This window comes from Burkholderia sp. ZZQ-2 (genome assembly GCF_050768715.1).
Classification (GTDB): domain Bacteria; phylum Pseudomonadota; class Gammaproteobacteria; order Burkholderiales; family Burkholderiaceae; genus Burkholderia; species Burkholderia cepacia.
On sequence record NZ_LDVA01000171.1, the window covers coordinates 22,797 to 36,430 of the forward strand.

Here is a 13,634-nt window from a genome sequence, read left to right on the forward strand (position 1 = left end):
CGTCAGATGAAGAAGTCGGTGTTCTCGCGGCCGAGCATCACGGCGCCGAGGTTCTGGCCGAAACGGTCGACGTTGTTCGCGTAATGCGCGCGGGCCGCATGCAGGTCGAGGAAGCGGCGCACCAGCGGATTGCGGTGATAGATGCCGTTGCCGCCCGCGTAGCGCAGCAGCGCGTTCGCCGCCTGCGCGCAGCGCTCGGCGACCTGCGCGGACTGGTAGCGGAAATGCACGCGGCGCTCGATCGACACGGCCGGGCCGCCCGTCACCGACGCCATCAGTTCCGCGAAATTGCGCTTGAGCAGCACCTTCATCTCGTCGATCGCGACGGCCGCGTTCGCGCACGCGTTCTGCGCACCCGGATCGTCGGTCGTCTTCGCGCCGCTGTTGGCCGATACGCGCGTGGCCGCATAACCGGTGAAATCGTCGAGCGCGCCCTGCAGCGCGCCGATGCACGACGTGCACACCGCGCGCACGAAGATCTGCGCGAACGGCAGCCTGAACAGCGGCGCGTCGTTGACGGCGAGGCCCGGGCTCGTGCCCATCATCCCGTCGATGGCCTTGTGCGTGCGGTACGCGGGCACGAACACGTCGTCGACGACGATGTCGTGGCTGCCCGTCGCGCGCAGGCCGAGCACGTCCCAGTCCTGCTGGATCCGGTAATCGGATTTCGGCAGCAGGAAGGTGCGGTATTCGGGCGGCTGGCCGGCCTCGGCCGGCGGCACCAGCGCGCCGAGGAACACCCATTCGCACAGTTCGCTGCCGCTCGAGAACTTCCAGTGGCCCGACAGGCGGAAGCCGCCGTCGACCGGCGTGACGCGGCCGACCGGCATGTAGGTCGACGCGATCAGTGTCGCCGGGTCGTTGCCCCACACGTCCTGCTGCGCGCGCGCGTCGAACAGCGCGAGCTGCCAGTTGTGCACGCCGACGACGCCGTACACCCACGCGGTCGACATGCAGCCGCGCGCGAGTGCCATCTGGATGTCGAAGAACGCCTGCGGATCGAGCTCGTAGCCGCCGTAGCGCTTCGGCTGCAGCACCTTGAAGAAACCGGCGGCCTGCATGTCGGCGATCGTCTCGGCCGGGATGCGGCCCTGTGCTTCCGCCTGCGCGGCGCGGCCGGCCAGCGTCGGCGCCAGCGCCTCGGCCCGGGCGATCAGCGTGGCAGCCAATGCGTTCGAATCGTTGTCGCGATGCACGAATGTCTCCTGTGGAACGGGGGCTGCGCCGCGGCGCCCGCCCCGCTCTCGTTCAAAGTTGTCCGGCGCGGCCTGGCCGCGGGCGATGCTCGCCACCACCGATGGTCGGCTTCGCGCGACCGCGCCGCATCGTCCGACCGGACGGGACGACGGGCGCGGCCCGACCCGCCTTACGCGCAGGCACGCTCCTTCTCCTTGTTGAAGAACGGGATCACGTGCTCGCCGATATTGCGGATCGTCTCCATCTGCGCTTCGTGCGGCACCGTCCCCATCTGGCACAGGAACAACACTTCGTCGACGCCGGCTTCCTGCAGGCGGCCGACATAGCCGATGCAGTCGTCCACCGTGCCGTACGCGTGGTTCGGGTTCATCATCGCGAGCGCCGGATCGGCGAAGTTCACGACGACTTCCTCCGACGCGAAGCGCGAGCGGATCACCATCTCGCCGGTGTCGGCCTGCACGAGGTCGTCGCCCCACTTCGCCGGGTCCGGACGCTCGCCGCCCGTGTACCAGTACGCGAGCGATTCCATGAAGTAGCGCTGGCCGCGGATGCCGATCTTGCGGGCGGCCTGGCCGTCGGCCATCACGACCGTCGGGCACAGCGCCGCGAGGTGCTGGGTCGGGCGGAAGCCGACCTGGTCTTCCGGCTTGCGGCTCGCCCACGCTTCGCGATACACGGCGTTCTTCTTCGCGACTTCATCGGGGCCGCCGAAGCCGAGCACCAGCGCGCCCATCCCGCGCTGGCCGGCGCGCAGCAGCGCGTCGGTGTTGGTGCACGCGAGATACATCGGCGGGTGCGGGTCCTGGAACGGCTTCGGGTGGATCGGACGCTTCGGGATCTTGATGTACTTGCCGTCGTGCTCGATCTCGTCCTGCACGAACATCTTCGGCACGAGGTACATCGATTCGTCGATCATCGGCTGCAGCTCGTTGAGGTCGTAGCCGAACGCGCCGGCTTCCTGCTGGCTCCCGCCCTTGCCGACGCCGAAGTGCACGCGGCCGCCCGACAGGATGTCGAGCAGCGCGACGCGCTCGGCGACCTTGATCGGGTGGTTCATCGCGGGCGGCAGGCACACGACGCCGTGGCCGAGGCCGATGCGCGTCGTGCGACCGGCCAGGTACGCAAGGAAGGTTTCCGGCGCGCTCATGTGCGCATAGTTGGTCAGCGACGTGTGCTCGACGCACCAGATCGTGTCGAAGCCGACCTGCTCGGCGAGCAGCGCCTGTTCGACCGTCTCCTTGAACACCCGGTGGTCGCCCTCGCGCGATGCGTCGGTGGTCTGGGCTTCGTAGATGAGGGAAAACTTCATTGCGTGCGTCTCCATGTATGTTGGACGAGTCGGGGTCGCGCAGCCCGCCCGCACGATACGGACGAATAGCGACGGTCCACGGATGGGAGTGTCGGCGCGCGGCCGGGCGCGGGCATCGTCTGTTCGGAGTATCGGCACGCATGCGGGGACAGAGGGGTTTCACGGTCATCCGATCGGACTGCGTGAGCGCACGAACGGCGCGCTAGCATCGAACGGCGGCACGTTGCATGCCGCCCACATCAAGACAAGGGAGATCCGGGATGAAGGTTTCGATGCTGCTGTATCCCGTCGACGACATCGACACGGCGCTGCCGCTGTTCGTCGACGGGCTGGGCCTGAACGTGAAGTTCCGCGACGGCGATCGTTATTGCGCGCTCGACGGCGGCCCGCTGACGATCGCGCTGGTCGCGGGCGACGAGCAGATCGTCGAGCGCGCGGCGCTCACGCTGCGCGTCGACGAGGACGACGACCTGTATGCGGCGATGGCGCGGGTCGTGAAGGCCGGCGCGTCGGTGCGCGTGCCCGTGCAGGCCGGGCCGCACGAATACCGCGCGGTGCTGGAGGACAAGAACGGCGCGCTGCTGGTGATTTCGCAGAAGCGGGCCGCATGACGGTCGCATGACGGAGCGCGTCACATCGCGTTGCGCGGGCGCCGGAGCCGGGCGCGTCGCACGTGGCGAGCCCGTTACGCGTTCGCGCCCGGTGTGCTCAGGTCGCTCGCTTCCAGCAATTCGAGCAGCGTGCGCGCCGGCTGGCTGAGCCGCTTCGCGGCCAGTGCGATGAATTCGATGTCGGGCAGCTCGGGCAACGCGCCGCCGTTGACCAGCGGCGCCAGCCCGCCCGTCGACAAATAGTGCGACGTCGCGGTCAAGCCGAGCCCCGCGCGCGCGGCCGCGATGCAGCCCGGCTGGCTGCTGCTCGAGCACACGACTTCCCAGCCGATGCCCTTCTCGGCGAGCGCGTTCAGGACGATCGCGCGCGTCACGCTCGGCTCGGCGACCAGCACGAGCGGCAGCGGTCGCTCCGGATCGACGACGGTGCCGGGCCGCGCGACCCACTCGAGCCGCGTGCGCAGGAGCGGCGTGCCGCGCCGCTCGCCGAGCCGCCGCTTGCCGATCATCAGGTCGAGCGCCCCCGCGTCCAGCCCTTCGTAGAGCCGGCTCGTCATGCCGGTGGTGATCTCCAGCGCGACGTCCGGGTGCGCGGCGCGAAACCCGGCCAGCACGTCCGGCAACGCGACGAGCGCAAGATCGTCCGGCGCGCCGAGCCGCACCAGGCCCTGCAGCCTCGGCTTGCGGAATTGCGATTCCGCGCGGTTCAGCGCCTGCAGGATCACGTTCGCATGCACGAGCAGCGCCTCGCCGTCGGCCGTCATCGCGATCGAATGGGTGTCGCGCACGAACAGCCGCCGCCCGACGCTTTCTTCGAGACGACGGATGTGTTCGCTGACGCTCGACTGGTTGAGCCCGAGCTGCCGGCCCGCTTCGGTGAAGCTGCGGCAGTTCGTGACGGTCGCGAACGTCTTGAGCCAGACGGGATTGAGCATCCCGCATTGTCATCGTTGTTTCCGATGACAGTCAACGTCATCAGGCAGCTTCCCGATGACCATCGGAATCGGTACCATCGTGCGCTTGAAGACCGGCTGGCGCCGTGCCGACGCGCCGCCCGCGCCGGCCTTCGCACCATCGAATTCGCCATGTCCCGGGAACCCACACACTCCGCGCTGCTCTGGATCGTCGCCGCTGCGTTCTTCATGCAGTCGCTCGACACGACGATCGTCAACACCGCCCTGCCTTCGATCGCGCAAAGCCTGAACGCGTCGCCGCTCGCGATGCAGCCCGTCGTGGTCATCTATACGCTGACGATGGCGATGCTCACGCCGGCGTCCGGCTGGCTGGCCGACCGGTTCGGCACGCGCCGCGTGTTCTCGATTGCGATTCTCGTGTTCGTGCTCGCATCGATCGGCTGCGCGGCGTCGCATACGCTCGGCCAGCTCGTCGCCGCGCGCGCGCTGCAGGGCATCGGCGGCTCGATGCTGCTGCCGATCGGGCGGCTCGCCGTGCTGCGCCGCGTGCCGGGCGAACAGTACGTCGCGGCGATCGCGTTCGTGTCGACCGCCGGCCAGCTCGGCCCGATCGTCGGGCCGACGCTCGGCGGCTGGCTCACGCAGGCGATTTCGTGGCACTGGGTGTTCATCGTCAACGTGCCGGTCGGCGTGGTCGGCTTCCTCACCGTGCAGCGCTACCTGCCGCACGACCAGGCGACACAACCGCCGCCCTTCGATTTCGTCGGCTGTGCGCTGCTGTCGGTCTCGATGATCGCGCTGTCGCTCGCGATCGACCCGCCGATGCCCGCGCATCGCGCCGCATGGGCGGCCGGGCTCGCGGCGCTCGGGCTGGCGAGCGCGCTCGCGTACCTGCCGTACGCGCGGCGCCGCGCGCAGCCGCTGTTCCGGCTCGGGCTGTTCCGCGAGCCGAATTTCGGTTCGGGGCTGCTCGGCAACCTGCTGTGCCGGATCGGCACGAGTTCGGTGCCGTTCATGCTGCCGCTACTGATGCAGGTGCAGCTCGGCTATACGCCGCTGCAATCGGGGCTGATGATGCTGCCGGCCGCGATCGCGGGGGTCATCGCGAAACGCTGGATCGCGCCGCTCGTGAAGCGCTTCGGCTATGCGGCGTTCCTGGTCGTGAATACGGGGATCGTCGGGTGCGCGATCGCGGGGTTCGCGCTGGTGTCGGTGCGGCCCGCGCCGGTACTGGAAAGCGTGCTGCTGATCGTGTTCGGCACCGCGAACTCGATGCAGTTCGCGGCGATGAACGGCGTGACGCTCAAGGGGCTGTCGCATGCCGACGCCGGCAGCGGCAACAGCCTGTTCACGATGATGCAGATGCTGGCGATGGGGCTCGGCGTGTCGATCGGCGGCGGCCTCGTCAACCTGTTTGCCGCCTATCGGGGCTCGATGGCGCACGGATTCATGCTGTCGTTCGCGTGCATGGGTGGGGTGACGCTGCTGTCGTCCATCGTGTTCCGGCGGATCGATACGGCCGCGCCGCCGGCCGGTGCCGCAGCGCGCCCGTCCGCGTGAGCGCGGCCGTCAGTTCACCTGACGGCGCTCGACGACGCGCTTGAGCACCCAGCGAATCGACGAGCCGTCGGCCGGCGGCCGAGCCACGCGGTATTCGTCGATTTCGAGCGTGTACTGGTATCCGGGCTGGTAAGCGAAGCCTTCGATGCCCGCGTACCACAGGCTCCACGGCTCGTTCGGGCCGTTTCGCACCTGCAGGCACTCCATCGGCGCGACGCCCGTGCATCGCGCGGATTGCGGCGCGACCTGGACGGTCCTGGTCACCGGCTTGCCGTCGGCCGGGCGCACCGCGTTCGGCGCCGTGGCGACCGCGTCGGTCTGGCATCCGGCGAGGAGCGTGCCGCCGGCAATGACGGCCGCGCCGAGCAGCGTTCTGGATTGGCGAATCATCTGATGTTCCTCAGGAAGCGTTGGAGGGCCGATTAGAAATCCTCGTCGCGGGAAAGTTCACAAACACCTTACAGAAACAGGGCCGCCACCTTCATTCGTGGGATGTCGCGCGCGCGCCGGTCCGTTACCGTGATCCGGTTCAGCTGCGCGCATCGCCGCCGGCGGCTCGCACGTGCACGCCGGGCGGCGGGGCCTGTTCAGCCCTGCCGACCCGGTGCCCGCAACAGGAGACAACCCGAATGACCACGGCGCCCGCGGCCCTGCCGCCGTATCTCGCCCAGCGCGGGCCTGCGCACGCCCGAAGGAATCGAGTGCCGTTTCCGCGTGTGCCCCGGCGGCAGCGCCGGTTCGACGAGCACCGGCCGCCCGGAAAACCGCGACGACAACGCGCAACGCACACCGGCCACGCGGATGGCGCGGCTCGGCAAGTCACCGCCACATCGCGAAAACGATGACGCGGCTGTGCGCGCCCGCCGCGCGCTTCATTACCGGTCAGGCGATCGCCGTCGACGGCGGGTTCACCGTGTGACGATCGTGTACCATCGACGCTTCCCGACTGGCCTGATCGCGCTGCGTTCGTCCGCCCGCCTCCACGCGTACGATCCGCTCAGCACACCCCGCATCACATGACCTCACCCGTTCCGTCCGACGCCGCGCTGCGCCCGCTGCCGATCGATGCGCTGACCGTGCCGGCCGCGCTCGACGGACGCACGGGCACCAACCGCTCGACCGGCACGCATCCGCAGATTGCCGCGACCAACGACCTCGACGCGGTGCGCGCCTGGCTCGCGCGCTTCGTCGACACACCGACCACGTTCCAGAATTACCGCAAGGAAGCCGAGCGCCTGCTGCTGTGGGCCGTGATCGCGTGCGGCAAGCCGCTGTCGTCGCTCACGCACGAAGATCTGATCGTCTACCGGCAGTTCCTGCTCGCGCCCGCGCCGGCCGAGCTGTGGTGCGCGAACGGCGGACGCAAGCATCCGCGCGACGATCCGCGCTGGCGGCCGTTCTACGGGCCGCTGTCGGCGGCCAGCCAGCGGCAGGCGCTGGTGATCCTGAACGTGATGTTCTCGTGGCTCGTGCAGGCCGGTTACCTGGCCGGCAATCCGCTCGCGTTGTCGCGCCAGCGGCAGCGCCGGCCCGCACCGCGCGTCACGCGCCATCTCGGGCAACCGCTGTGGCAGTCGGTCAAGGAGGCGATCGCCGCGATGCCGCGCGACGACGCGCGGGCGGGCTTCCATGCGGACCGCGCGCGGTGGCTCTTCACGCTGCTGTATCTCGGCGGGCTGCGCATCACCGAAGCGGCCGACACGACGATGGGCCAGTTCTTCTGCCGGCGCGACGCGGACGGGCGCGACCGCTGGTGGCTCGACGTGACGGGCAAAGGCGGCCGGCAGCGGCTCGTGCCGGCCACCGACGAAATGATGGCCGAGCTGTCGCGCTACCGGCGCGCGCACGGCCTGCCCGCGTTGCCGTCCGACGGCGAGTCCACGCCGCTCGTGCTGCCGGTCGGCCAGGCGCGCAAGCCGCTCACGCGCGCGGCGCTGCACCGGATCGTGAAGCAGGTGTTCCGGCACGCGGCCGACCGGCTGCGCGCGAACGGCGAAGCCGGCGAGCAGCAGGCACGCGTGCTCGAACAGGCATCCGCGCACTGGCTGCGCCACAGCGCGGGCTCGCACATGGCCGACGGCCGCGTCGACCTGCGGCTCGTGCGCGACAACCTCGGCCACGTGTCGCTCACGACGACGAGCCAGTACCTGCATGCGGACGACGACTGGCGGCATCGCGAGACGGAGGAGAAGCACCGGATCGGGTGGTAGGCGCGCACCGGCCTGACGGCTCCCGGCTCGCACGCCGCGTCGGCGCTCAGTGATCGAGTTCGAGCCCGCCCAGGCCGCCGTTGCTGCGGCATTTCGCGCGGTCGCTTTTCGCCGGCACGTCGATCTGGCCGCACAGCACGTCGATGCGCTTGCGGTAGCTGTCGATCAGGCACTGCGTCGTCGTGCAGCGGTTACGCGTCTTCAGCCACGCCCTCTGCGTCGCCATGAGCTGCTCGTGCTCGGGCGGATGCTCGACCGGATAGTTGCTGAAGTCGTCGAGCATGTGCTGGAAATCCGCGTTGAGCGCATCGTCGAGACGCGACAACGTCGGATTGGCGCAGATTTCACGCTCCACGAACGTGGACGCCTTCGTGCAGTTGAACGACGCGGCGTGCGCGCCGGTCATGCCGGCGACGACGGCCAGCGCAACGAGCCATGCTTTCATGTGGGTGCCGTAACGAAGAAATCGGCGGCCGCGGATCGGCTCGCCGTGGCGGACGAACGGGAATGCGCGTCGCCGGATGCCCGTCGCCGGAAGCCCGTCGCCGCGATCCGGCAGCTTAGGGCAACGTGCATCGCAGTTCAATACACGATGCCGCTTCCCCACACCCTCGCCGCACGCCGCGCGGCACGTCACGCCCGATCAGTACACGCCCACCCAGTGCCCGGGCACCCACGCCCAGTGATTGCCGGCCCACCGGTAATGCCCCTTCGCCCAGCGATAGCCCGGCGCGGGCATCGGCGGCGGCGTCTCGACGATCGGCGCCGGCTGCGGCGGCCGTACGGGCTCGACCACGCAGGCGGACATCAGCGTCGCACTGGCCGCTACCAGCACGGTGAGCGAAACGGACCTGATCTTCATCATCTTGCATTCTCCCTTTTGTGTCGTGAATGAATCGGCGCGCATCACGCCGTGCCGCGAATCAACCCGCTCATCGGCCGCATCGCGCCGCTTTCGGCGAACAGCGCGGACGCGGTGCGGTGCGGATCGAGCCGCAGGCTTTCGGCGGCGGCGCCCGAGATCAGCGCGTCGAGCGACGCGGTCGGCTTCAGGTCGCGCCCTTCGTACAGGTCGCCCGGCCGCAACCCCGGCCAGTCGGCGATCACGCGGCCGCCCGCGACCGCGCCGCCCGCGAGCATCGCGACCGACGCCTGCCCGTGATCGGTGCCGCCCGTGCCGTTCGCGGCGGCCGTGCGGCCGAACTCGGTCGCCACCAGCACCGTGGTCTGCTGCCATGCAGGCCCGAGGCCGTCGCGCAACGCGGCGAGCATCGTGTCGAGCGCTTTCAGCTGATTCGCGAGCCGTGCGTTCTGCGCGCTGTGCGTGTCCCAGCCGCCCGTTTCGATCATCGCGATGCGCGGGCCGTCGTCGCACGCGAGAAACGTCGCGGCGAGCTTGCCGACACCCGCCGGATCCTGGCGCGCATGCGCATCGCCGGCGAGGCCGCGCGCATCCATCGCCGATTGCCACAACGGGCCGAGCTGCGCGTCGGCCTCGTAGAGCGCCGACACGCGCGCGAGCAGGTCGTCCGGCGCGGCCGGCAAACCGGACGGCGCGTACGACGCCGCCTGCACGGTGCCGCGCAGCGCGAGCGGCACGGTCGGTGCGAACGCGATCGCGCTTTCGCGCGTCGCCGGCAGCAGCGCGGCGAGCCGGTTCAGCCACCCGTCCTTCACCTGGTACGGCGCGCGGCCGCCCGTCTCGAGCACGTTCTGGCCGTCGAAATGCGAGCGGTCGCGATACGGCGACGCGATCGCATGAACGAACAGCGCCTGCCCGTCGCGGTACAACTGCGCGGTCTGCACGAGCGACGGATGCAATGCGAACGTGCCGTCGAGCCGCGTCGCGGCCGCCGTGTCGATCGCCAGCGGGCCGCGCAGCGACGCATACGCGGGTTCGGCATACGGCACCAGCGTGTTCAGGCCGTCGGCGGCGCCGCGCTGGATCACGAACACGAAGCGCCGGTCGGTCTCGACGTTCGCGAATACGATCCGCGGCGCGACGAGCATCGCGCCGGCGCCGGCGGCCGCCACGCGCAGGAATTGTCGGCGGGACAGTGCCATGGTCATCTCCGTTGGAAATCGGGCGATACGAGCAGCAAGGCGAGCGACGTGGTCGCGCTTTCGGCACGCGACAACGCGGTCGCCGTCGGTGCGCTCAACGAACCCGCGAGCAGCGTATTGCCGAGCGTGCGCGGATCGAGCCGGTCGCCCGTGCGCGCGGCCAGCCGCTGCGCCAGCTCGACGCGGCGCACGAGCGCATCGGGCGCGGCCCAGCTCGCGGCCACGTCGTCGTAGCCGGCCGGCGAGCCCGGCCGCCACACCGGCTGGCCGAGCTGCGCGAGCAGCGGCGCGGCCTTCAGGTCACCCGTGTCGTGCCAGCCGAGCCCGCGCAGCGAAGAAACGGCCCACTCCCACGGCGTCTTGAACTTGCGGTTGACCGGCGACCACGCATCGGGCGCGTCGACGAGCGCGCGATAGACGGTCGGCAAATCGCCGCCGCTCGCGTCGAATGCGCGGGCCAGCCGGTCGGTCAGCGCGGGCGGCGGATTGTCGGCGACGAAATGACGGGCGAGCTGGAACGCGATATGCCGACCGGTCGCCTCCGAATGCGCGAGGTCGTGCAGGATCGCGCGGGCCTGCGATTCGCCGGGCTGGTCGTAGCTGCGCCCCATCACGGTCCGCACGCCGGGCTCGTGCAGTTTCGGGCGAAACACGAACGCGCCGGGCGCCGCATCGCCGGGCTGCGGGCCGCGCCCGCCGGCGATGCTCCAGCCGGTCAGCGCGCGCGCGAATTCCGTCACGTCGGCTTGCGTATAACCCGTGCGTACGCCAAGCGTGTGCAGCTCCATGATTTCGCGCGCGAGATTCTCGTTGAGCCCGCGCCTGCCCGACGGATTGCGCGCTTCGGCACGCAGCGCGGCCGGGCTGTCGGGGCCGACCGAGCGCGCCTGGTCGAGGAACAGCTGCATCGCGGGATGCTGCTCGACGGCGACCAGCATGTCCTCGAAACGGCCGAGCACGTGCGGGCGGATCGCGTCGCGTTCGAACGCGCCCGCGTACGCCGCCACCGGCCCCTTGTCGACCGATACCGCGAAATGGTTCGCCCAGAAATGCACGAGACGCTCGACGAACGGCGCGGGCGTGTTCAGCGCGCTGTTGACCCGCGCGACGACGGCGCTGCGGTACGTGTCGTTGCCGTCGCGCCGGATCGACTGCTCGGTCGCGCGCTTCGTTGCGGGATCGTCGCCGGTCATCGCATTGCGCGCGTTCGCGAAGCGCGTGGCGAGCGCCACCGCGTCGGGCTCGCCGGCCCACGCGGCCGGCCGCGCTTCGTAACGGTCGAATTGCGCGACGAGCGCCGCCTTCGGGTCGGCAGGCGGCGCTTCGTCGGCCCGCGCGCCGAGACCGAAGCGGTTCAGCGCGATGGCGGCCGGGGTGATGTCGTTCGGGTGGTCCATGACGGGGCTCTTGCGATGCGTACCCGTGTTAAACGTCGGCCGGCGGGAAATCCGTCGCCGGGTAGACGAATATTTCGGGTTTGTCGTGCGGGGTTGAAAACGTGTGTGTCGCCGTTCGAGTTTCCAGCGCGGATTCGACCGACGGTGGCCGCGCATCGACGGATCGCTCAGCCGCCGCAACGCTGCCCCGTGCCCCGCCGAGGGACGGGCACGCTTCGACATTCCGCCGACAGGCTGTCGCCCGCCTGACCGGCATGAACCCGGCCGGATGGTGCGTCGGCCGAAACCCTGGACGGGTCGAATGCCGCCTTGTCGCCGATATCCGCCCGGCGCTTGCCGTTCCCGGAAACCAGCCTAGACTCAATGGAATGTATCGCTCCGGGTCACGGAGGTATCGTCGCCCCGCCCCGGAGCAAGAATTCGACGCAACCGGAGATCGGCCGTGACCACGCTGCTCGCCATCCTGCTGCCGGATCACGTTGACGCCTTTGCCGATCGATTCGCATGAAGGACGACGCGCGCGACCTCAAGCGCTACACGAGCGAAATCGTTCAGGTTGCCGAATCGCCTTGAACGCCGCACGTCCGGTGGAACACGACGGTTCAGGCAGCCACGGCCCGGCACACTCGCGTCGACGTGGCGCCGCTACATTGAACAGGAGAAGCTGCCGCACTCCGGCCGGCCACGGCGGAATGCGCCGGCCACCGCTACGATGAACCCACTTCCCGTCAGCTTGCACGCGCGGTTTCGTTGCTTCGGTGCGAAGCGTCCGGCCATGCGCCGGGCACGCGCGTGGCTGCTCGCCATGGCGTTGGCGCTGCACGGTTATCCCGCTCACGCGCAGGGCCAGCCGAGGGTCGTCGACGTCCCGACCCGTCCCGGAGTCACCCAGCGGTTTCTCTTCATCGCGCCGGATGCGCCGAAAGCCGCGGCCATCCTTTACGCCGGCGGACACGGCGGGCTGCAACTGGACCCGTCCGGCCGGTTCGGATGGGGCGCAGGCAACTTTCTCGTGCGCACCAGGCAGCTGTTCGTGAATGACGGTATCGCTGTCGCGGTCATCGATGCACCGAGCGATCGGCAATCCGCGCCCTACCTCAACGGCTTTCGACTCTCGAAGGAACACGCCGACGACGCGCGTGCCGTGATCGCGTGGTTGAGGGAGCAACTGCACGTGCCGGTCTGGCTGGTCGGGACGAGCCGCGGCACCCAGTCCGCCGCTGCCGTTGCGATCGCGCTGGCCGGTGGCGGCGGGCCGGACGGTATCGTGCTGACGTCCACCATCCTCCGTGAAGATCGAGGCGGTACCGCGGTCACCGACATGAACCTGGCCAGCCTCAGGATTCCGGTGCTCGTCGTTCATCACCAGAACGACGGCTGCAAGCATTGCCCCGTGTCCGAAACGGATACGTTGTTGAAGAAACTGGAGGCATCGCCGAAGGCCGAACGGATGATCGTGTCGGGCGGCACGTCCCGGGGCGATCCATGCGAAGCGTTCGCCTATCACGGCTTCAATGGCCTGGAGAGCAGCGTGGTCGACGCGATCTCCGCCTGGATGCTGGCACGTTGAACGTATCCGTCGCGTTACGTGGCCGTGGTCGCGTTGCGATCGTTCGCGAAAGCGTGCCTGAAAGCATTGCCGACCGGCGTTCCGCGTACGCGTTGCACAGCGCAGGAAAGGCGCGCCGCCGCGCGTCTCCCGCGCCGCGTTTCCTTACTGACTCCCCGCCTCGCCCTGCTTCTTCTGCAACCTCGGCGGCAACCGCCAGTTGCCGCTACGCCGCAACCCGTCGACGAACTTCGCGCGCTCGTCCGGCGTCAGCGTCGCCGCGAAATCGACGACGCTGCGCTCCACCTGCGCACGCAGCGCGGTATCGGCCGCACGCGTGCGGTCGAGCGCGGCGTCGATCGCCGTGCGATCGAGTTGCGGCGCGGCGAGCAGATCCAGCACGGTGATCCGATCGTCGCGCCCTTCCCGCGCGAAGTCGCGACCGTCCTTGCGTGCCGCCTTCAGCGCGGCGGCGAATTCCTGCCGGCGTGTGTCCGGCAACTCGTCCGCGGCGAAACGCAATGCGGTGCGCGACGCAGGTGCGCCCGCGGCCCGCAGGTCGCGATGCGTCGAGAACCACTGATACGCGCCGCCGCCGATCGCGCCGAGCATGAATACGTTCAGCACGACCGAACCGACGAGGACGAATTTCCAGCCACGCTCACTCATTCATCACTCCAGTCCACGCTCGGTCCGCCGAACGTCGTTGTCAGATAGCCCTGCTCGTGCGCAGGCGGCACGCTCCCGAGCATCAGCATCGACACGGCCACCGCGCCCGCGAGCGCGCCGGCCAGGCCCACGCCCGCGAATGCCGCGCCCGACC

14 protein-coding genes are annotated in these 13,634 nt (G+C 69.7%); 5 read left to right on the top strand and 9 right to left on the bottom strand.

The features are described 5' to 3' along the window. Positions 1-2 precede the first annotated feature (2 nt). Together ABY44_RS10710 and ABY44_RS10715 are read right to left on the bottom strand one after the other, a co-directional pair. Positions 3-1,196: an acyl-CoA dehydrogenase family protein gene (locus ABY44_RS10710; protein ID WP_060085387.1), complete on the bottom strand. Its 1,194-nt coding sequence runs from the start codon at positions 1,194-1,196 to the stop codon at positions 3-5. A gap of 170 nt (positions 1,197-1,366) precedes the next feature. Next, a complete protein-coding gene (locus tag ABY44_RS10715) occupies positions 1,367-2,506 on the bottom strand; it encodes an LLM class flavin-dependent oxidoreductase (RefSeq protein ID WP_060170669.1) in 1,140 nt (379 codons plus the stop codon). A gap of 260 nt (positions 2,507-2,766) precedes the next feature. Here ABY44_RS10715 and ABY44_RS10720 point away from each other — a divergent pair, with 260 nt between their 5' ends. Further along, positions 2,767-3,117, top strand: a complete 351-nt coding sequence (locus tag ABY44_RS10720; RefSeq protein WP_011355015.1) for a VOC family protein — start codon at positions 2,767-2,769, stop codon at positions 3,115-3,117. Between the two features lie 74 nt (positions 3,118-3,191). On the opposite strand, the gene ABY44_RS10725 is transcribed toward ABY44_RS10720, so the two are convergent. Further along, on the bottom strand, positions 3,192-4,052 hold the full coding sequence (locus ABY44_RS10725) for a LysR family transcriptional regulator (protein WP_027791767.1): 861 nt from the start codon (positions 4,050-4,052) through the stop codon (positions 3,192-3,194). A 150-nt stretch (positions 4,053-4,202) separates the two neighbouring features. Between ABY44_RS10725 and ABY44_RS10730 the strand changes: the two genes are divergently transcribed. Continuing rightward, positions 4,203-5,591 carry a DHA2 family efflux MFS transporter permease subunit gene (locus tag ABY44_RS10730; protein WP_060170667.1) on the top strand — a complete coding sequence of 463 codons (1,389 nt, stop codon included), beginning with the start codon at positions 4,203-4,205 and terminating at the stop codon, positions 5,589-5,591. Positions 5,592-5,600: 9 nt separating this feature from the next. On the opposite strand, the gene ABY44_RS10735 is transcribed toward ABY44_RS10730, so the two are convergent. Next, entirely contained in the window at positions 5,601-5,981 is a 381-nt protein-coding gene (locus ABY44_RS10735; protein WP_060170664.1) for a DUF4377 domain-containing protein, read from the bottom strand. A 214-nt stretch (positions 5,982-6,195) separates the two neighbouring features. Between ABY44_RS10735 and ABY44_RS10740 the strand changes: the two genes are divergently transcribed. Beyond that, the gene (locus ABY44_RS10740) at positions 6,196-6,510 is read left to right on the top strand and encodes an SDR family oxidoreductase (protein ID WP_414143080.1); all 315 of its coding nucleotides are present in this window, start codon (positions 6,196-6,198) and stop codon (positions 6,508-6,510) included. A gap of 97 nt (positions 6,511-6,607) precedes the next feature. After that, on the top strand, positions 6,608-7,801 hold the full coding sequence (locus ABY44_RS10745; RefSeq protein ID WP_027791770.1) for a tyrosine-type recombinase/integrase: 1,194 nt from the start codon (positions 6,608-6,610) through the stop codon (positions 7,799-7,801). A gap of 46 nt (positions 7,802-7,847) precedes the next feature. Here ABY44_RS10745 and ABY44_RS10750 read toward each other — a convergent pair whose 3' ends face one another. The 4 genes from ABY44_RS10750 to ABY44_RS10765 all read right to left on the bottom strand — a co-directional run bounded on the left by ABY44_RS10750 (position 7,848) and on the right by ABY44_RS10765 (position 11,262). Beyond that, complete coding sequence (locus ABY44_RS10750; protein WP_027791771.1) at positions 7,848-8,246, bottom strand: lysozyme inhibitor LprI family protein; 399 nt, start codon at positions 8,244-8,246, stop codon at positions 7,848-7,850. A gap of 198 nt (positions 8,247-8,444) precedes the next feature. Beyond that, entirely contained in the window at positions 8,445-8,663 is a 219-nt protein-coding gene (locus tag ABY44_RS10755) for a YXWGXW repeat-containing protein (protein WP_059697769.1), read from the bottom strand. Between the two features lie 44 nt (positions 8,664-8,707). After that, positions 8,708-9,865: a DUF1501 domain-containing protein gene (locus ABY44_RS10760; RefSeq protein WP_060170659.1), complete on the bottom strand. Its 1,158-nt coding sequence runs from the start codon at positions 9,863-9,865 to the stop codon at positions 8,708-8,710. A 2-nt stretch (positions 9,866-9,867) separates the two neighbouring features. Then, positions 9,868-11,262 carry a DUF1800 domain-containing protein gene (locus tag ABY44_RS10765; protein ID WP_027791774.1) on the bottom strand — a complete coding sequence of 465 codons (1,395 nt, stop codon included), beginning with the start codon at positions 11,260-11,262 and terminating at the stop codon, positions 9,868-9,870. A gap of 712 nt (positions 11,263-11,974) precedes the next feature. Here ABY44_RS10765 and ABY44_RS10770 point away from each other — a divergent pair. After that, on the top strand, positions 11,975-12,832 hold the full coding sequence (locus tag ABY44_RS10770; RefSeq protein WP_311767160.1) for an alpha/beta hydrolase: 858 nt from the start codon (positions 11,975-11,977) through the stop codon (positions 12,830-12,832). A 144-nt stretch (positions 12,833-12,976) separates the two neighbouring features. Here ABY44_RS10770 and ABY44_RS10775 read toward each other — a convergent pair whose 3' ends face one another. After that, complete coding sequence (locus ABY44_RS10775) at positions 12,977-13,480, bottom strand: periplasmic heavy metal sensor (protein ID WP_027791776.1); 504 nt, start codon at positions 13,478-13,480, stop codon at positions 12,977-12,979. Positions 13,481-13,634 lie beyond the last annotated feature (154 nt).